This is a genomic window from Acidisphaera sp. S103, assembly GCF_009765975.1.
Taxonomy (GTDB): Bacteria; Pseudomonadota; Alphaproteobacteria; order Acetobacterales; family Acetobacteraceae; genus Rhodopila.
Genome location: NZ_LMUJ01000072.1, coordinates 148,473 through 166,991, shown reverse-complemented (window position 1 = coordinate 166,991; position 18,519 = coordinate 148,473). Strand labels below are relative to the sequence as shown.

At 64.5% G+C, this 18,519-nt stretch carries 17 protein-coding genes and 1 pseudogene; 5 read left to right on the top strand and 13 right to left on the bottom strand.

Going from position 1 to position 18,519, the window contains the following annotated elements; genetic code table 11:
* Positions 1–229: 229 nt before the first annotated feature.
* The 4 genes from GSQ89_RS25935 to GSQ89_RS25920 all read right to left on the bottom strand — a co-directional run bounded on the left by GSQ89_RS25935 (position 230) and on the right by GSQ89_RS25920 (position 4,627).
* Positions 230–598 (bottom strand): cupin domain-containing protein, encoded by a 369-nt coding sequence (locus GSQ89_RS25935; protein ID WP_158930699.1) that lies wholly within the window; start codon positions 596–598, stop codon positions 230–232.
* A 12-nt stretch (positions 599–610) separates the two neighbouring features.
* The gene (locus tag GSQ89_RS25930) at positions 611–1,705 is read right to left on the bottom strand and encodes an amidohydrolase family protein (protein WP_174254928.1); all 1,095 of its coding nucleotides are present in this window, start codon (positions 1,703–1,705) and stop codon (positions 611–613) included.
* Positions 1,702–2,760: an amidohydrolase family protein gene (locus GSQ89_RS25925; RefSeq protein ID WP_158930697.1), complete on the bottom strand. Its 1,059-nt coding sequence runs from the start codon at positions 2,758–2,760 to the stop codon at positions 1,702–1,704. Before GSQ89_RS25925 ends, GSQ89_RS25930 begins: the two co-directional genes overlap by 4 nt.
* 334 nt (positions 2,761–3,094) lie before the next feature.
* On the bottom strand, positions 3,095–4,627 hold the full coding sequence (locus tag GSQ89_RS25920) for a tetratricopeptide repeat protein (RefSeq protein ID WP_158930695.1): 1,533 nt from the start codon (positions 4,625–4,627) through the stop codon (positions 3,095–3,097).
* Positions 4,628–4,958: 331 nt separating this feature from the next.
* Between GSQ89_RS25920 and GSQ89_RS25915 the strand changes: the two genes are divergently transcribed.
* The 3 genes from GSQ89_RS25915 to GSQ89_RS25905 all read left to right on the top strand — a co-directional run bounded on the left by GSQ89_RS25915 (position 4,959) and on the right by GSQ89_RS25905 (position 7,867).
* Positions 4,959–5,996, top strand: a complete 1,038-nt coding sequence (locus GSQ89_RS25915; RefSeq protein ID WP_158930693.1) for an aromatic ring-hydroxylating dioxygenase subunit alpha — start codon at positions 4,959–4,961, stop codon at positions 5,994–5,996.
* Positions 5,989–6,414 carry a MarR family winged helix-turn-helix transcriptional regulator gene (locus tag GSQ89_RS25910; RefSeq protein ID WP_158930691.1) on the top strand — a complete coding sequence of 142 codons (426 nt, stop codon included), beginning with the start codon at positions 5,989–5,991 and terminating at the stop codon, positions 6,412–6,414. The genes GSQ89_RS25915 and GSQ89_RS25910 overlap by 8 nt, the downstream gene beginning before the upstream one ends.
* A 91-nt stretch (positions 6,415–6,505) precedes the next feature.
* Positions 6,506–7,867, top strand: a complete 1,362-nt coding sequence (locus GSQ89_RS25905) for an MFS transporter (RefSeq protein ID WP_216856396.1) — start codon at positions 6,506–6,508, stop codon at positions 7,865–7,867.
* Between the two features lie 61 nt (positions 7,868–7,928).
* On the opposite strand, the gene GSQ89_RS25900 is transcribed toward GSQ89_RS25905, so the two are convergent.
* Together GSQ89_RS25900 and GSQ89_RS25895 are read right to left on the bottom strand one after the other, a co-directional pair.
* The gene (locus tag GSQ89_RS25900; RefSeq protein ID WP_158930689.1) at positions 7,929–8,930 is read right to left on the bottom strand and encodes an amidohydrolase family protein; all 1,002 of its coding nucleotides are present in this window, start codon (positions 8,928–8,930) and stop codon (positions 7,929–7,931) included.
* 227 nt (positions 8,931–9,157) lie between these two features.
* Positions 9,158–9,451 carry a GYD domain-containing protein gene (locus tag GSQ89_RS25895; protein ID WP_158930687.1) on the bottom strand — a complete coding sequence of 98 codons (294 nt, stop codon included), beginning with the start codon at positions 9,449–9,451 and terminating at the stop codon, positions 9,158–9,160.
* A gap of 313 nt (positions 9,452–9,764) precedes the next feature.
* Between GSQ89_RS25895 and GSQ89_RS25890 the strand changes: the two genes are divergently transcribed.
* Positions 9,765–10,928 (top strand): serine hydrolase, encoded by a 1,164-nt coding sequence (locus GSQ89_RS25890; protein ID WP_158930685.1) that lies wholly within the window; start codon positions 9,765–9,767, stop codon positions 10,926–10,928.
* 61 nt (positions 10,929–10,989) lie between these two features.
* Here GSQ89_RS25890 and GSQ89_RS25885 read toward each other — a convergent pair whose 3' ends face one another.
* The 4 genes from GSQ89_RS25885 to GSQ89_RS25870 form a co-directional block, all read right to left on the bottom strand.
* Positions 10,990–11,928, bottom strand: a complete 939-nt coding sequence (locus GSQ89_RS25885; RefSeq protein ID WP_158930683.1) for an LLM class F420-dependent oxidoreductase — start codon at positions 11,926–11,928, stop codon at positions 10,990–10,992.
* Between the two features lie 77 nt (positions 11,929–12,005).
* The gene (locus tag GSQ89_RS25880) at positions 12,006–13,178 is read right to left on the bottom strand and encodes an MFS transporter (RefSeq protein WP_158930681.1); all 1,173 of its coding nucleotides are present in this window, start codon (positions 13,176–13,178) and stop codon (positions 12,006–12,008) included.
* Positions 13,179–13,200: 22 nt separating this feature from the next.
* On the bottom strand, positions 13,201–14,151 hold the full coding sequence (gene thiL, locus GSQ89_RS25875; protein WP_158930679.1) for a thiamine-phosphate kinase: 951 nt from the start codon (positions 14,149–14,151) through the stop codon (positions 13,201–13,203).
* A gap of 14 nt (positions 14,152–14,165) precedes the next feature.
* A complete protein-coding gene (locus tag GSQ89_RS25870) occupies positions 14,166–15,242 on the bottom strand; it encodes an extracellular solute-binding protein (protein WP_158930677.1) in 1,077 nt (358 codons plus the stop codon).
* Between the two features lie 221 nt (positions 15,243–15,463).
* Here GSQ89_RS25870 and GSQ89_RS25865 point away from each other — a divergent pair, with 221 nt between their 5' ends.
* On the top strand, positions 15,464–16,933 hold the full coding sequence (locus tag GSQ89_RS25865) for a hypothetical protein (RefSeq protein WP_158930675.1): 1,470 nt from the start codon (positions 15,464–15,466) through the stop codon (positions 16,931–16,933).
* Between the two features lie 71 nt (positions 16,934–17,004).
* Here the strand turns inward: GSQ89_RS25865 and GSQ89_RS25860 are convergent, their stop codons facing one another.
* The 3 genes and pseudogenes from GSQ89_RS25860 to GSQ89_RS25850 form a co-directional block, all read right to left on the bottom strand.
* Positions 17,005–17,364, bottom strand: a complete 360-nt coding sequence (locus GSQ89_RS25860; RefSeq protein ID WP_158930673.1) for a hypothetical protein — start codon at positions 17,362–17,364, stop codon at positions 17,005–17,007.
* Positions 17,365–17,374: 10 nt separating this feature from the next.
* Positions 17,375–18,019 (bottom strand): bifunctional 2-polyprenyl-6-hydroxyphenol methylase/3-demethylubiquinol 3-O-methyltransferase UbiG, encoded by a 645-nt coding sequence (locus tag GSQ89_RS25855; RefSeq protein WP_158930671.1) that lies wholly within the window; start codon positions 18,017–18,019, stop codon positions 17,375–17,377.
* A 101-nt stretch (positions 18,020–18,120) separates the two neighbouring features.
* Positions 18,121–18,519 (bottom strand): annotated as a pseudogene (locus tag GSQ89_RS25850) (hypothetical protein); the annotation flags it as partial.

Here is an 18,519-nt window from a genome sequence, read left to right as displayed (position 1 = left end):
GCCAAACGTCGGAAGCTGAGTAGAATCAATACCGTGCGGCTTGTACAGCGAAATAGTGCGTTCAGGACTCAAAAATCGTGCCAGACAGCCGTGGGCGCGCGCTATGCGTGTCCCGGCCATCCACGCCTTTGTCCGCTCGTGGGTGACACGGACGGCGTGATCGTCAATCCCAAGCATCGGCTCAATATCGATTTCGAATATTACGACTACAGAACCACGCGAACCCGCATCAGTCGAAGCGCAGGATCGACTTTCCCACCCACCCCGGCAGTTGATCGGGGCGCCCCGGCGCAAACAACTCGTAATACACGGCGCCCTCTTGCCCGACCCCGACAGCGGCGTGACGCGACCCTGGCGGGAAGAACACCAGATCCCCCGGTTTCGCCTCGAATTCCTTGTCGTCCACTAGCAGGGTGACGCTGCCGGCGATCATGATAAGCATCTGTTCGTTATCGTGCCAATGCGTCTTCCGGTCGAACACGGCGTCGGGTGATGTCGTCACCAGAACAGCCGACATCTTATCACCACAAACGCCCTTACGAGCCGATCCGGCGCGCATGCCCCCCGCGGTCGGAATCGCGTCCCAGTCGATCTTCATCCAGCCCACCTTCTACCGGAACGTATACACATCCAGCGCATTATCCCGGAACAGCATCTTCTTCTCGGTCTCCGACATCTGGAACCGGAACGCCAGGTTCGGATCGTCGAAATCCCAATGCGGATAATCGCTGGAGTAAACCATTCGATCCCACCCAATCCACTCGAACACCTGCCGCAGATCATCCGGATGTTCCGGCTCCTCCACCGGCTGCGTCGCGAACCACAGGTTCGACCTCATATACTCCGACGGCTTCCGCTTCAGCGGCGCCTCATCCCGCATTTTCAGCCAGTGCGCATCCAGCCGCCATCCCAATTGAGGCGCCCAGGCGAACCCGCCCTCAATCAGCACCACCTTCAGTTTTGGAAATGCATCGAACACGCCCTCCAGGATCAGGCTCGCCGCCTGGTTCTGCATGGAGTGCACCAGCACATGGTGATCCTCCAAATAGAACTGAGGCCAGCCGCCGGCCGACGGCGCACTGTTCTGGGTGCCCCCGACATGCAACCCGATCGACAGCCCATTGGCCTCCGCTGCCGCGAAGATCGGCCAGTACCGCCGCCGCCCCAACGGCTCCGACGTCTTCGATCCCAACTGGATCTGCGCGAACCGCCAGTCGCCGGCGCGCTTCTCGATCTCCTTGATCGACGCATCGGCATCCTCCGACGGGATCAGGATCGACGCCCGCAGCCGAGGCTCCTCATCGACAAACTCATGCGCTTGCCAGTCATTCATCGCCCCGCACAGCGCGGCGGCCTCATCAAGGTTGCGCGACGCATTGCCGCCCAGCAGCGGTTCCAGCACGCCGTACGCAATGTTATACGGATCGAGCAACTGGTCACGAATGAAACCAACATCTGACCCAGGCATCCCGCCACCGGGCGGCCAGGCATCCCGCCGGCAGGTGTTGGGCGAAAACCGAGGATACGTCCCGCGATCCGCATAAGGTCCGCAGTTGAACTTTCCATAAGTCGCGAGATGGTTCCGCCACCGCTCCGACAGATAGGCGTTCAGCGCCCCGGCTTTCGGATAGGGATGGACGTCGCAATCGATGATGCCCAACCGGCTATCGGTTGAACGGGCCAGCATGTCGACGGGTGCGTTCACTGCACGATCTCCTTCAGGCGGGAATAAGTGGCCAACGGGTTATCCACCCGCATCTTCTGCTGCAGGTCGGCCGACAGCCCGGGCGGCACGACTGCATCGCCCTCGAACTGCCAGTGCGGGTAGTCGGACGCGAACAACAGCATATGGTCGGCATCGATCTGCTCGACGATGCGTTCCACCGCGTCCCGATCAGGCGCATCGAACGGCTGGATCGTCAGCCGGATGTTCTCGCGGATCACATCGGCGGGGGATTGTTTCATCCACGGCACCTCCGCCCGCACCCCGCGCCACGTCTTCACCGCACGCCAGATGAACCCCGGCAGCCAGGTCACGCCCGATTCCAGCAATACAAACCGAAGGTCCGGAAACTTGTTGAACACCCCATTGGACATCAGGCTGAGCAACTGGTCCTCGAACGTCTGCGAATGCGCGACGTAATCGTGCAAATGATGCGTCGGCCAGCCGGTTGAGGTGGGTGCGTAACGCTGCATACTGCCAGCATGGATGCCGACCGGCAGCCCATGTCGAGCGGCGGCTTCCCAGATCGGCCAGTAATACGAACGCCCCAGCATCATTTCGCAGGCGACAGGCATCAGGACCTGAACGAAACGACGATCGCTGGCGCAACGATCGATTTCCTCGGCCGCCAGCAGCGGCGCCTGCGCGGGCACGACGATGGACGCGCGCAGCCGAGGCTCCTTGTCCAGCCAGTGCTCCCTGATCCAGTCATTGACGGCCGAACAAATGGCCGCCCCCATACTCTCGCTGACCGCGATCTGGCCGCCGGTCAACGGGTTGCAGATGGCGGTGCCGATGCCGAACGCATCCAGCGCCTGGCTGCGCATCGCATCCAGGCTGGCGCCCGGCCGCTGGCCTTTCACCCGCCAGTCGGGCCGGCAGGTAATCGGCGCGTTCAGCGGGTAGGACATCATGTCGAACCCGTCGATCCCGCGGGCGACAAAGGATTCCTGCCAGAATTCGTTCATGTACGGCAGCAGTGCCTTGATGTCAGGCACGCCCGGATGGATGTCGCAGTCGATCGCGCCAGCGGTCATGGCATTCTCCCGAACCGACTATGGGATGGGCAGGATTTCACTGTCAAATTCGTTCGGCGCCTGGCTGGTATCCAGATCGCCGTTGTCCTGATTGCTTTTTGCCGCCGCGGCTGGCTCAGCAAACGCAAACGGCGGTCAGCGGCCCCGGAGAGCTTCACAGACCACCCGAAGAGCTGGGCCAGTGCCGGATGGGGTCTTCTGATACGCGACAATCCGATGCGGCATAATAATCAAGAACATGCCAAGCCCGCCCATGTTTTCTTCGCAAATTTCGTGCTCTCCGTGATTCGTCCAACGCTTCTTCGCCAGGAGTGGCGCCACGACGGCCGAAAAGTCACCCAATCCCCAATGTCCCCCGAACCCGCTCGACCACAGGCTCCCACGCTCCAGCGCGTTCCTGACGAAACAACCGCATCGATGGATACCAGGCGCTGCCTTCGGACCCCAACCCCCAACGATGATCTGGAAAGTACGGCAGCAATGTCCACACCGGCAGCCCCATCGCACCTGCCAGATGCGCCACCGATGTATCGACCGAGATCAGCAGATCCAACCCAGACAGCAACGCCGCGGTATCCGCGTAATCGGTCAGTGCGGCCGCCGGGCAGCGCAGATTATCCGCGGCCTCGAACACCGAGCGATCGGCGCTTTGGATCTCGGTCTGCACCAGGACGAATGCGATGTCCGGCAGGGTCAGAAGTGGCGCGAAGGCCGCCAGCGCGATCGAGCGATCCCGGTCGCGCGGATGCCGCTGATCGCCGTGGCACACCAGACCGATGCGGCGTCCCGGCGGCGACCGGTCGAGCCACGCCTGCCAGCGCGCCGATCGATCCATCGGCGGTGAGACATAGGGTGGTGACACCCCCGCATCCGAACCCAACAGCAGAGGCAAGCTCAGCAGCGGACAGGCGATGTCGCAGCCATGATCGGAATCGTCCAGACCGATCACCCGCTCGATCCCCGGCATGTCGCGGAACAGCCCGCCCAGCGGCCAAGGCATTTCCAGCACCACGGCGGCGGCGACGCGGGCCAGGACAGGCGCAAAACGAGCATATTGGATCAGATCGCCGCTGCCCTGTTCGGCGGTCAACAGCACACGCCGTCCCGCCAAATCCACGCCCGGCCGCCATTGCGGCAGATCCGGCCGGCGTTCGTGGTCCCGCCGCAGCGGCTCCACCATGCGGCGATGCTCGAATCGACGCCTTCCTTCCGCCTCGTCTCCCGCCAGCAGCAGGCATAGGCTGTAGGCGAACCCGGCATTGTCAGCCTTGGGATCGATGGCCAGCGCGGCGTGGTAGGCGTCCAGCGCCTCCGGCACCCGAAGCTGCGCGGTCAACGCGTTGCCCAGGTTGCTGTAAGCCGCCACAAGATCGAGGCCAAAGTCGATGGCTTCCCGGTAGAGTTGTTCCGCCTGCGCCATGTCGCCGCTGGCATAGGCCGCATTGCCCTGCGCGATCAGGGCGCTGGTCAGGGTTGCGGTCGTGTCGGCACCGTCGGGCGCGACGGCCAGGGCACGCCGCAGCAGGTCCAGCGCCACCGCCGACTGGCCCTGAGTCAGCAGCCGGCGTCCCAGGCCGAACAGTGCCGCGAAATTCCCCGGCTCTGCTTCCAGCACCCGCCGGAAATACGGTTCCGCCTCCTGACCCAGCCCGACGGCGGCCAGGGCCTCACCCAGATCGGCCAGGATCGCGGGATCATCGCTTTCCGCCGCCGCGGCCGACAGCACGGCAATCGCCTGCGCTGTTCGCTTGCGCCGCCGCAGCACGCGCGCCAGCCCGTGCAACGCTGCCACGTCGAACGGGTCGCGCGCCAGGACGGCCCGCCAGGCCGCCTCGGGTTCAGAACTGGTTGCGCCAAAGTCCGCCATCAGTTGGAATTACCGTACCCGTGGCGTAACGAGCAAGCGGCCAACGGAACCGAGCGTTCCATTTGGTGGCGACCGCGCCGATGGAGACCGCCCCGCCGCCGCGTCATTCGTGGGCAGCTCAGGTGAAAGCGCCAAGCCGCCAAGACGCCAAGGTTTTGTGCCAAGGGTACGCCCCCGCTCAGGGGTTGTGAGATGTACCCACCAGCACAATCACCTGGCGTCTTCGCAGGTACACGCCCGCCACACAGCCCGCTTTGCCACCAACAGCATCGCCGTCGCCAATTAGTATGTGTTACATACAATCTGTCCAAGACCACCAAGGGAGGCACAGGTGACCCAAAACTGGCCCACCAACCACTGGTACGTCGCCGGCTGGGACTTCGAGATCGACCGCGACCCCCTGGCCCGTACCATCTGCGGCCAGCCCGTCATGCTCTACCGCCGCTTCGACCGCTCCATCGTCGCCATGCGCGACGCCTGCCCGCACCGCATGCTGCCGCTGTCGATGGGCATCAAGGAAGGCGACAACATCCGCTGCCGCTACCACGGCCTGCTGCTCGACAGCCAAGGCCAGGGCATCGAGATGCCGCTGAAGCGAGACCCTATCGCCCGCACCGCCTGCGTCCAAACCTATCCGGTGGTCGAGCGCCACCGCTTCGCCTGGATCTGGATCGGCGACGCGCAAAAAGCCGACCCCGCACTGATCCCCGATTTCTGGCCCTGTTCCGATCCCGCCTGGACCTTCGACGGCGGCTACTATCGAATTGCCTGCGACTATCGCCTCGGTATCGACAACCTGATGGACCTGACGCACGAAACCCACGTCCACGCCGGGTCCATCGGCCAGCCGGAGCTGATGGAAACACCGATGGAAACCACCTCCGCCGGCGACCAGGTATTCGTCACCCGCTGGATGCCGAACATCGACGCCCCCCCGTTCTGGCGCAACGCCTTAAGACAGCCCGGACCGGTGGACCGCTGGCAGATCTGCCAGTTCATCCCGCCCTCCTCGGTGATCATCGATGTCGGAGTCGCCCCGGCCGGCGCCGGCGCCACGGTCGAGCACCACGACCAGGGCGTCCGCGGCTTCGTCATCGACGCCCTGACCCCGGAAAGCCCCACCACCAGCCATTACTTCTGGGGCATGGCGCGCAACTTCGACATCAACGACGCCGGCTTCACCGCTCGGTTCAAGACACAGCAGGGCGGCGTGTTCCGCGAGGACACCGCGATCCTCGAAGCCCAGCAGGCCTCGATCGAGCGCAACCCCGATCTGCACCTGCGCAGCTACAACATCGACAGCGGCGGCACGCGAGCCCGGCTGGTGATCGACCGGCTGATCAAGGCACAGGCCGCAGCCGATGTCTGACCTGCCGTCCGCCCTGGACGACAACCTGGGTTTCCACATCCGGCTGGCGCACGGCGCGGTCTACCGCCATTTCAACGGGACCTTCGGCACCATCGGCCTGACGCAGAAGCAGACCTCCGTCCTGTGGCTGATCCACGACAACCCGGGGATCGCCCAGGTCGACATCGCCCAGCGCCTGCAGATCGACAAAGCGACCATGATGGCGATCATCAACAGCCTGGCGCGACGCGGCTACCTGCAGCGCGGATCGTCCACCGCCGACCGCCGCCGCCAGACGCTGCACCTGACGCTGTCCGGGACGACGGCGCTGACCCAGGCCCTGGCCGCCGTCGCCGAACACGAAACATGGCTGAAAGCCCGCTTCACCCCGCAGGAGGTCGAGCAACTGGTGGGCCTGCTGCGGCGTATTCACGGGTGAACCAGCCGGGTCGTTGACGAATGGCAAGGCATTCGTCCTACTGACGTGCTTACATCTCGCCGGACGGGCCGCGACAAAGGGAGAAACGCAGGTGTCGGTAACCGCATCGCAGCAGACCGCCATGGACAGCGCCGTCCGGCACCTGGTCACCAAATATAATCCGCAGGGCAACCGCGTCGGCTGGCTGATGATGTCGTCGATCCTGGTGGAGGCCTGGGACCTCTACTCGATCGCCTTCGTGCTGATCTTCATCCGCGACCTGTACCACCCCGACCCCTTCCTGCTGGGCCTGGCCGCCGCCGGCACCCAGGGAGGCGCGTTGATCGGCGCGCTGGTGGGCGGCTGGCTGTCCGACAAGATCGGCCGCCGCGTAATGTTCCTGTCCACCATGATCATGTTCATCATCTTCGCCCTGGCCCAGGCCTTCGTCCCCTCCATCGGCTGGCTCGTCGTCATCCGCCTCATCCTCGGCATTCCGCTCGGGAGCGACATCTCCAACGGCTACACCTACATCATGGAGTCCATGCCCAAGGGCGAACGCGAGGTCATGGGCAACCGCTGGCAGTTCATGTTCGCCATCGGTGAGGTCATGACCCTGGCCGTCATCGCCGTGTTCATCGTCATCAACCTGCCGCACGACCTGGTCTGGCGGGTGACGCTGGCGATGGGCGCCATCCCCGCCGCCGTCATCCTGTGGATGCGACACGACCTGCCCGAGACGGCCGTCTGGCTGGTCCGCCGCGGCCGGTTCAAGGAGGCCAAGCACGTCTCGAAGCAGATGTTCAACGACAACCTGGACATGCTGCCCGACCAGGACATCACCGTCCCGCATCCGCACGCGACGGCGTTCCTGTCCAGCATCCGCAAGGACCCGATCCGCTGGCGCGCCACGCTGTACGGGTGGATCGCCTGCTTCGCCCAGGCCACCGAGTTCTCCACCTTCGCCTTCTACCTGCCGGTGCTGTTCGTGATGGTCGGCGTGTCGTCCATCCTGGGCACCAACCTCGTCACCATGCTGCTCTACATCATCGCCGCCATCGCCGGCTGGGTAGGGCCGATCATTACCCCGAAGATCGGCCACCGAGGCATCGGCATCGCCGGCTTCGGCATCGTGCTGGTGTCACTGCTGGTCGCCGCCTGGGCGCTGTACAGCCACACCACCGCAATCCTGCCGTTCGCCGCCGCGGCGATGCTGTGGGGCCATTACTGGGACGCGTCGAACTGCATGACGATCCCCACCATGGTCGCCAAGCCGGAATACCGAGGCACCGCCAGCGGCTTCGCTTACATGTTCGTCAAGCTGCCGTCGTTCCTGTCGATCTTCCTGTTCCCCGCGCTGTTCGGCGCCATCGGTCAGGCCAACGCCACGCTGTTCGTCGCCATCTTCCCGCTGATCGGCCTGCTGGCCGCCATCTTCATCCTGCCCGAGGTCTACGGCTACGAGCAGGATTGAATAAGCGACCCGCCGTCATGGCAGGCGCAGGCCTGCCATCCACGCCTCTCTCAAACGCCAATCAACCCCCCGGCAACCTCAGCAGCGCATCCGCATTCCCATGCGCGATCTTCGCCCGATCCGCCGGCGACACCGGCAACGAATCCAGGAACGCCCGAGCGCGTGCGTTGGACGCGAACGGGTAATCGACCGAGAACATGATCCGGTCCACCCCAAACGTCATCAGCGCCGCGACAAACGGCACCATGGTGAAGAACCCGCTGGTGGTGATCCACACCTGATCCACCAGCGTCTGCCGCACCGAACGCCGCAGCAACGTTTTCGCCTGCAGCGCCGTCGTCTCATCGATACGGTCCAGCATGAACGGCAGCGCCTCGCCCATGTGCCCGATGATGATCTTCAACCCTGGATGCCGGTCCAGCGTGCCGCTGAGCGCCAGCCGCAGCGTGTGGATCGCGGTATCGGCGTGCCAGCCCCAGGCTGACAGCGTCAACGTAAAGCTGAAATTTCCCGGCAACCCGTCGAAGTAGGCCGCCCGCACGTCCGCCGTCGGAATCCCGGGGTGCAGATATATCGGCACATCCAGCGCTGCCGCCCGAGCCAGGATCGGCTCGAACCGTGGGTCGTCGAGGAAGCGGCCGTCTGTCGCTCCGTTCACCAGCACGCCATGGAAGCCAAGGTCCTTGACCGCGCGGTCCAGTTCGTCTGCCGCCGCCTCCGGCGCCAGCATCGGCAGATGCGCGAAGCCGCGATAGCGGGTGGGATGACGGCCGCAAGCCTCGGCCAGCGCATCGTTATAAGCGCGGGCCAAGGCGATACCGTCCGGCCCCGGCACCAGATCGGCCCCCGGCCCGGCGACCGACAGCACCTGTAAGGTCACCCCATTGGCATCCATGTCCGCGATCCGCGCGGCCCCGAGGTCGGACAATTCGTCACGCTTGATGGTTTGTGCCCAGCGGAAGTTGGGGTCGGTGGGAAAGCCGCGGCGCGCGACCGCATCTCGCGAGATGCCGGTGACGATGCGTGGGACAGTGAAGTGTTCTTCCAGGGCGACGATACGCATGGGGGATTCCTCCGTTGGGGTTGGGCGGAAGACTCGCATACCGGGAGCGCGGACGCCATGCGCGGGCCTCCAATCATGCCAAGGCAGATCGGTGCCCGCGGCTTTTCCGCCCATAAATAAAGCCACGGATGGAAGCGCGCTCGCGCGGTGTGATCACTGTCGGGTATCGCCAGCGCGTGTCGTTCCACGCGTTCAGTATCTGAACGATCGGGACAACAGGTAACGCTCTAACGGATGGAATTGATGATCTGGCGATAGGCCTCTTCCGGGAACGCCTTCATTGACGTGGTGCGCACATTCCCAAGCTGGCACAGCAACAAGATGTAGCGCGCAGCCACCGCATCGTCCGGAGCCTCATAAATGCCGACCAGGTCGTATTGCCCCATCGTCATGTACAGGGAGCGGAAATGACCGCCCATATCCTCCAGCGACTTTTTCGCGGCATCCACGCGCTTGGGGCCGTCGGCGATCGATTTGAGGCCCTGGTCAGTCCAGTTGGCGAGCATGACATAGGTCGGCATGGTTCCCATCCTCCTGTGAAAGCAGCACAGAATTCGAACGGAAGGGACGGCAATGCAAGGGGCGCGGGCGACTCCGCGCGCACGATCTGGCAACGGCATCGTCTCCTACCGCAGCAACGCCGGTATGGCGCGCGACCGAAAGTCATAAAGCGAAAACCACGTCCTCCCCCCGGATGACAACCACCGTCACCATTGGCGGCTCGCATGGAGACCGGCTATCCTGTCGAACACCGGACCGATGACGCCGGCAGCACCCCGAATCGGAACGTACGGACGGCGACGCCGGCCACCCAACCAACAGCGGGAGGAAACCATGGTCGACACCAACAGCATCGCGGCCCTGCTTCGCCGGGTCGCTGCGTCGGGTGATGTCCCCGGCGTGGCCGCGGCAGCGGCGACGAAAGACGGCGTCATGTTCCAGGGCGCTTTCGGCATACGCGACCTCGCGACCGGCGCACCCATGACGACCGACACCGTGGTCTGGATCGCGTCCATGACCAAGGCCGTCACCGCCGCCTGTGCCATGCAACTGGTGGAGCGTCACCAACTCTCCCTCGACAGCGACATCGCCGCGGTCCTGCCGGCACTGGGCCAGGTACAGGTGCTCGAAGGCTTTGGTTCGGACGGCACGCCGCGCCTGCGAGCGTCTAAGCGTGCCATCACCTTGCGCCATCTGCTGACCCACACCTCCGGCCATGCCTACGATATGTGGAACGCGGATATCGCCCGCTATATCGAGGCAACCGGGACGCCCGGTGTCATCTCTTGCAAGAACGCCGCTCTGCTGTTGCCGCTGGCATCCGATCCGGGCGAGAAGTGGGAATACGGCATCGCCATCGACTGGGTCGGCAAAGCGGTCGAGGCCGTCTCCGGCCAAACCCTCGCGCGCTACATGCAGCATTCGATTTTCGATCCGCTCGGGATGACCGACACCGGCTTCAAGATCGGTGCGGCACAACGCCAACGGTTGGCCCGGATCCACACCCGCACGCAAGACGGCTTGGTCTCGACCGACATCGAGATCCCGCAGGATCCGGAATTCCACATGGGCGGCGGCGGGCTCTACGCGACGGTCGGCGACTACCTGACGTTTGCTCGTATGATCATGCATGGCGGCACACTGAACGGGGTCCAGGTGCTGCGGCCGGAAACGGTGGCCGAGATGAGCAGGAATGCCATGGGCGACCTGGTGTGCAATCCGATGAAGACGGCCGCGCCGCCGTTTACCAATGACGTCGATTTCCTCGCCGGCATGAAGTGGGGGCTCAGCTTCCTGATCAATCCGAAGCCGCTGGCGACCGGGCGTTCGGCGGGTAGCTTGGCCTGGGCGGGGCTGGCGAATTCCTATTTCTGGATCGATCCGAAAAAGCAGGTCGCCGGGGTTTATGCAACCCAGGTGCTGCCGTTCTTCGACCAGAAGGCGGTGCAAGCGTTCGAAGGGTTCGAAACCGCGGTCTATGACTCAATAGCCGCATAGATCGGACTATTCCGATTGGCATCCCGGAAATCATCGGATCTCGACTCTCTGCCCCTTACGTCTACCTGCCGGCAAGGCGGGCAACGACCGGGGCGAAATCGTCCAGGTAAGGTTCATGGACGACATAGTACGAGATGCCCCAGCGCTTCCGGTGCGCCTGGATATCTTCGACCATCTGGTCTACCGATCCGATGAGCACGTAGGGGCTTCGCAGAATTTCGTCAGGCGTCAGTTGGGGGAAACGGCCTGACAATTCCTCAGCCGCACCACGGCGGTCATCCGTCACGATGACGCGCTGCACCAGTGCATTGATCTCCAGCCGGGCGTACCGCTCATCGCCCGCGGCCTCGCGCACAAGCCGCATCCGCTCATCGATGCTTGATACCTTCCATCCGGACAGATCCGGCCGCACCGCACCGCCCTTTTGAAACGTCAGCCCCGAGAGACCGACGATATCGGCTTCCCGAGCGGCAAGGGCGAGGAGACTGGGGCCGTTGCCACCGATCAGGATAGGGGGATGCGGCCGCTGAATCGGAAGAACACCAATCGTGTGGCCGGCTATACGATAGTGCTGTCCCGCGAAGGTGACTTCCTCGCCTTTGAGCAGGCCCTTGATGATGGTGACCGCCTCGGCCAGCCGTTCAACCCTGGTGCGCCCGCGATCGAAGCTCAATCCGGCTTGTTCATATTCCGCCTGGATACTGCCGGCGCCCAGGCCGAGTTGAAGCCGTCCGTCCGTGAGCAGGTCGACCGCCGCGGCTTCACGCGCGACCAGTACAGGATGGCGAAGGTCGTTGTTCAGCACATTGGTGCCGACCCGAAGCGCTGTCGTCGCCTCCGCCGCGCTCACCAACGCCGGCATCGGCGCGATCAGTTCGGTGAGATGATCGGGCAAGGTAAGCGTGCTGTAGCCGAGATCCTCGATCTTGCGTGCCGTTTCCTGCCATTCGGCCCGCGATTTTGCGTTCCGGATGTTTATGCCGAACCGGAAGGGCTGCATTTTCTAACCCTTTCTTGTTGTCTCCCCCAACATCCGGTTGTCTTGCGTTTTACCCGGACAAGCACGGATCGAACGGGTCATTCCGCCGCGACCGCCGCCCGCGACCTGGCGATCCAGTGCCAGCCGACGACCAGGAATGCGATGATTACGGGCGGGACGACCGTCAGGTTCAGGGCCTCCCATCCCAGGGTTGCCTGGATGGCGCCGGAGGACAGCGCGGTGATCGCCACGCTGCCAAACACGATGAAGTCGTGGGTGGTCTGGACGCGCACGCGTTCCTCGGCCGAATGGGATGTGGTCAGCAATGTCGTTCCGCCGACGAACATGAAGTTCCAGCCGACGCCCAGCAGCGCCAGGGCGACCATAAAGGTGGCGACGAGAGGTAGCTCGTAGGTGTTTACCGCGACGCAGCCCAGGGTGAGCAGGCCGCCGATCATGATGATGCGGTGGACGCCGAAGCGCTGGATCAGCCGGCCGGTGAAGAAGCCCGGCAGGAACATCGCGATCGAGTGGGCACGTATCACGTCGGCGCTGTCGCCGACTCCGAAGCCGCACAGCATGATTTGCAGCGGGGTCGAGGCCATGACCAGGTTCATGCTGCCGTAGCCGACCAGGGAGCTGACCACGGCGGTGATGAAGTTCGGGCGGGCGAAGATGACCCGGAACGGGATGGGCAGGCTGGTTTTCTTCTGTGCGGGCGGGACCTGGACGAAGCTTAGCAAGACGGCGGTGATGATGGGCAGCAGTGGCAGATACAGGTAGGTCGCCAGGAAGGCGTGGTCGGGGATCAGGGCGTGGGTGCGCTTGACCATCTCCGGCCCGACGATGGCGGCGATCACACCACCGGCCAGCACCAGGGAGATCGCTCGGGCCTTGGCGTGCTGGTCGGCAACCTCGGCGCCGGCGAAGCGCAGGTGCTGGGAGATGCCGAAACCCAGGCCGGCGGGGATGGCGCCCAGGCAGTAGACGACGAAGTTGCTGGTGTAGATGCCCAGGGCGAAGGTGAGGCTTCCCGTCATCATGATCGCGCAGCCCAGCCAGAATCCGCCGCGCCGGCCAAGCCGGTTGAAGGCGTAGCTGGCGAGCACCGAGGCGCACATCACCGCGACCATCTGGATCGCCATCGGCAGGGTGTTGAGGGCGCTGCCGGACAGTTGGTAGCCGACCATGGACGCCATGATGGTCTGGCCGGACATCACAGCGTTCATCAGCGCCTGACAGGCGAACAACAACCAGACATTCTTGTTCATGCTCTTGGACGCCTGTTCTCAGCTAAAAATGGCTCCAGCCCCCTTTTGTCAGAGTAAGGGGTTCTCCGCTGGCTTGGCGCACCATGACTGCTGGTGGTCCGTCTTGCAAATATCCGATCCGGGTGACGGCGATTCCGGAACGGTTCGCGGCGTGTTGGAGGGCGTCGGAACGGTCGGGGGGGACGGCGAGCAGCAGTTCGTAATCGTCACCGCCGGTCAGGCAGGTTGTGAGCCAATCAGGGCCGGCCGTGCGCGCGGCATCGGAAAAAGGGATGTAACCGACTTGGATTTCCGCTGCCAGTTCGCTGGCCGTGCAGATATGGCCTAGGTCCTGCACCAGCCCGTCCGAGACATCCATGCCGGCGGAGGCGATGCCGGCCAGTTCCAGACCGACACGAGGTTGCGGCAGGCGGTAGCGGTCCAGCAGGAATCCGGTGGGATCGCTCAGGCGATTTTGCGCCACGGCCAGGCCCAGCGCGCCGTCGCCGATCGTGCCGGTGACCCAGATCTCGTCCCCAGCCCGCGCGCCGAAGCGATGGATCGCGGTGCCGGGAGCGACGTGGCCGATGATCGTCAGCGACAGCGAGATTGGTCCGGGGGTCGAGGTCGTGTCGCCGCCCAGCAAGGTAACGCCGTAGGTCGTCTGATCCAGGGCGAGGCCGGCGGCGAAGGCTGCAAACCATGCGTCCGGCGTGTCCTTGGGCGCGGACACAGTCATCAGGTAGCTCAGCGGCACCGCGCCCTTGGCGGCGAGGTCGGACAGGTTGACGCGCAACAGCTTGCGGCCGACCAGGTCCGGCGGGTCATCGGGCAGGAAATGCACGCCGGCGACCATAGCGTCGGCGGTCAGCACCAGTTGCCGGCCCGGCGGCGGCGTCAGCAGGGCGGCGTCGTCGCGCAGGTCCAGCGCACCCGGCCCGGCCAGCGGGCGGAAGTGGCGGGCGATCAAGGAGAACTCGGCCGGAAGCGTCATGCGTGCCGCTCCTGTCAGGGATTGCCGAGGTTGCGTTTGCGCCACGCGGCGGCGATTTGGCCCCGAATGGCGTCAACCGTCGCCCAATCCATCTCCTTACGGTGGGCCACCATCTCCGGCGCGGCACCGGCGCGGGCCAGGGATGCGCCGGAGATGTCCGCCTTCGTATTCACCGGGGCGAAATACAGCGCTTCGGTCAACAGTTTCTGGGCCTCGGGACCAAGCAGCCAGGCGATCAAGGTGCGTGCGGCGGCTTGTTGCGGGGCGCCCTTCACCAGATTGATGGTCGTGGCGACGATCGGGCTGCCGTCGCCGGGGACGGCAGCCCCGAAGCGCCCCGGCGTCAGCGCCGCCTGGTTTTGCGCCCGTGCGTTCCATCCCGGTCCGATGTCGGCATCGCCGGCTGCGATGGCGCTGTAGACGTCCGGTACGGGATCCCACAGCACGACGCGCGGCGTCAACTGGGCCAATGCGGTCAGCCCGGAGTCCAGCGATTGTGCCGCGGTGCCGCCGCCAAACAGCCCACCGGCCACGGCCGTCAACGCCAGCGCCACGGGATTGGGCGGCGTCTGGAGGGCGATCCGCGGTCCATAGGACGGGTCCCACAGGTTGCGCCATGTCTGTGGCGCCCGTTTGACCCGAGCGGGATTGTACCCCAGGGCGAGGCTGTCGAGCATCAGGGCCGGACCGGCGATCCCCGGCATGATCGCTTGTGAGATCAGGTCCTTGATCACCGGCATGGTGGCGGCGTCGAGGGGGGAGAACAGGCCCTCGGTGGTGGCGCGGGCGGCGACTCCGGTTTCCACCAGGGCGATGTCGCTGGAGGGCGCCGCGCGTTGTCCTCGGAGCAGTCCCAACACCTGGAAGGCGTTGCCGAGGGGGTAGAAGAAAACGGCGATGTCCGGATGCGCTTTTCGAAATGGCCCGAGGACGGTGGTATCGAACGCCGTCTGGAACCAGCCGCCGGCGCCGATGATGGTAACCTCGCGGGCGGCCCGCGCCGGACGTGCAATAATGGCGGGCATGGCGAGGAGGACACCGGCGGCGAGATGCCGGCGGGTCAGGGCTGGACGGGGTCGTTGGAGAGGCAAGGCGGATAATCCCCAAGGGCGGTGAGGCCGGCAGGATAACACGCCATGTCGGTCAGACGCAGTCCGCCGTATCGGTTTCCGCCGAATGCCGATATGGGGCGGGCCGACATGGGCAAGCATCGGGCTATTGAATGACGTGTTTCCGTGCCGTTTTGGCACAACCAGTACCCGGGCGGTCCGGCGTCAGGGTGTGGTGGGCGGCTCTGGCCGGTATGTGCATCGTGTTGCTGGCGCCCCTGTTGGTCGTCGATGTACCGCCGCTGCTGGATTACCCCAATCATCTGGCGCGCGCGTTCGTGCTGGCATCTCTGCCGGGGGATACCGTTCTCTCCCGGTTTTATGCGCCGCATTGGTCGATCATTCCGAATTTGGCGCTCGACCTGATCGCGCCGCCGTTGGTGCATGTTCTGCCGGTGCATGTGGTCGGCCGATTGCTGATCGCTGTTGCGGTGCTGCTGCCGGTGCTGGGTGCGGTCGCCTACAACACCGCGTTGGGAGGCCGCTGGTGGTCGCTGGGTGCCGGGTTGGTCGCCTATAACAGTTGCCTGCTCTATGGTTTTCTGAATTTCGCGATCGCGCTGGGATTGGCGCTGATGCTGGCGGCTGGGTGGCTGCGCTGGCGCGAGGTTCGGCCACGGATGGCGATCACGCTGGCGGTCGCCGGCGCGCCGGTCCTGTTTGTCTGCCATCTGATGGGGCTGGTATTCTTCGGCCTGTTGATTGGCGGCGCCGAATTGTTCCAGCTTTACCGGGTCCGCCACGCCGCCTTGTTTCGGGCATTGGTGATGCGCGGGTTGGTCGTGCTGCTCGTCTTTGCCGCACCGGCCGGGCTTTATGCGATTTCGGACCTGCGGCATTTGGGCGGCGATGCGGCGTTCCTGCCGATTGGCCAGAAGTTGCTCCAACTGGTGACGACGTTCGCCAACTATAACGGGCCTCTGGACGCCGTCGCGGCCGGGCTCGCGATCGGGCTACCGATCCTGTGCGTGCTGGCGCGGCGGGGCAGGGTGCCCGGTCCGGCCGGTTGCGCCATCGCGCTGCTTCTGACGGCGTTCATAGCGATGCCGTATGGCTGGAAAGGGACGTATCGGCTCGATACCCGGTTCGCCATCATGCTGGGCTTCATGCTGTTCGCTGGGTTCGTTCCGGCGGCCTGGCCAGTCGGGTTCCGGCGGTGCGTGACCGGTGCGCTGCTGCTGTTGTTCGCCGTACGGATGACGCTGCTGACCACCGCCTGGGCCGCTCACCGTGCCGACCTGGCCGATCTACGGGCGGTGCTGGCACCAGTGCGGCCGGGGCAGGCGGTCTACGTCGCCGAGGCGGGACTTCAGGAGGCCCCAGCGTACTGGGCGGCGAATCCGCGCTGGCGGCTGCTGTCCAATGGCGTGCGGACGGATGAGCATCTCGGTGCGCTGGTACTGATTGAGCACCGGGCGTTCTGGCCGTTCGAGTTCGACGAGCCCTCGCAGCAGCCGATGGAGACGCGGGCGTCGTATCACGGCCTCGCCGAACGCGTGGGCAGCCTGCCGGACCGGGCGACGGCGGCCTTCGCCAACGTCTGTGGGTTCGACTACGTTTTGCTGCTTGCGGCGGACGCGGTGCCCGATTTGCCAGCCGATCGGTTCCGGCTGGCGGTTCGGTCAGGGTTCGCCGCGCTGTATGCCGTTACGCACTGCGAGGGCGCGCCATGACCGTTAGGCTCCGCATCTGCCGCCGCGCCCGACACGCCGGGCGGGTCGGGACCCGATCGGCGCCGTGACTGCTATAGGCGTGTAGTACCGAGTTGTGTCAGCAGCAGCCCGGCTATAATCATCGCCATACCGACCCAGAATGACGGGGTTGTCTGTTCCCCATAGGACCACCAACCAATCAATGGTACTGCCGCGGTTGCCCCGGCAATCCAGGGGTAAGCCTCGATCAGCGGCACGCGGGACAACACGTAGATCCAAATAACCGTGGCAATGCCATACAGCGCGAGTGCCAAATAGAAGCTTGGAAGGGTTGCAAGCGTCCAGCCTCCGTCCGCGAGCGACAGTCCTCGGATCGAAAGTCCGGCCCGTTTGAACAGGAACTGACCGGCCGAAAGGAATACGACCACCAGGGCAAGGAGAGTGGAATTCACTCTGATGGCCCTACTTCAGGCACCAGCAGGAAACCGAGAACAGAGGAATGCCGACGGGTAGTGTCCGCCGGCTGACCAATCGAAGCCGCTGGGCGATCTTCCGCTCTATGTCGTAGATCGTGGTCTTGTGGTAGGCGCCGCTGAAACCGGCAATGCGCCTGCCCAGCCGATACAACGCGTTCTCGGTTGGCCCGGACAGGATCAACACGCCCTTCGAACCGAGCGCGGGGCAGATTTGGTCGACGATCGAATCAACATCGTCATTGTGCTCTAACGAGTCCAGCGCGAAGACTGCGGCGTAATGGCCGGGCTTCAATTCCTCGAGCGAATGGCGACCCGCGTTCGGGTTGTACTCGGTTAGCGACCGTGCCATCCCCTCGTCCATCTCGACGAAGTCATACGCGGTACCTGGCGGAAGGATATACGCCAATTCTCCGGATGCCGCCCCGAAATCCAGCACCGGACCAGCGGGCGCGAACCTGCGGTGCAAGCGCGCCGCCGCAAACAACCGCGCCCATGCGACCGCCGCCGCCGCGAGGTTGGGATGCAGATAGGACGGGATGCACGTTTCCTCGATCTCGGTCATTTGGCGGGCGACGTCGAACCTCTGCTTCAGTTCCCGGCGGCGGGTGAAGATGTGGGCGATCGCGGACATCACGGCAGGCATTCTCCAGGCAGGGATTCGTGGGTGCGATCGAGATTCAACGACCGGGGTGAGAAAGGGGGAGATTTTTGCGGACGTACCTTGGCGGCCTATCATTGGACTTCTCCACAACGCACTTCGGATCGCACCCAGGTCACTGGATCAGGCGTCGTTCGCCTTGGCCGCAACAGCGGCGCGACGGCCTGTCGCGGCGTTGCCCCGATGTCGAATGCCAGGAAGGACAACAGTAGCTGCACGCCCAAGATGACCGGCAGCGCAGCCAACATGACGGTTCCGGTGGTGGCGGGCTGCCCGGTCGCCATGCTGACCGCCCAGCCGTGCAAGCCAAACGCCACGCCAAACAGCAAAAAGAACAGACCCGCCAGCAACTGCAACGACGCGATCGAAAAGCCACGCAGGAAGTAGCCGTAGAACACGCGTTTGCAGAAGTTGCCGATGTTGCCGCCCAGGAACTGCGGGAAGGCCCGCCGAACGTTCAACCCGCTTTCCTC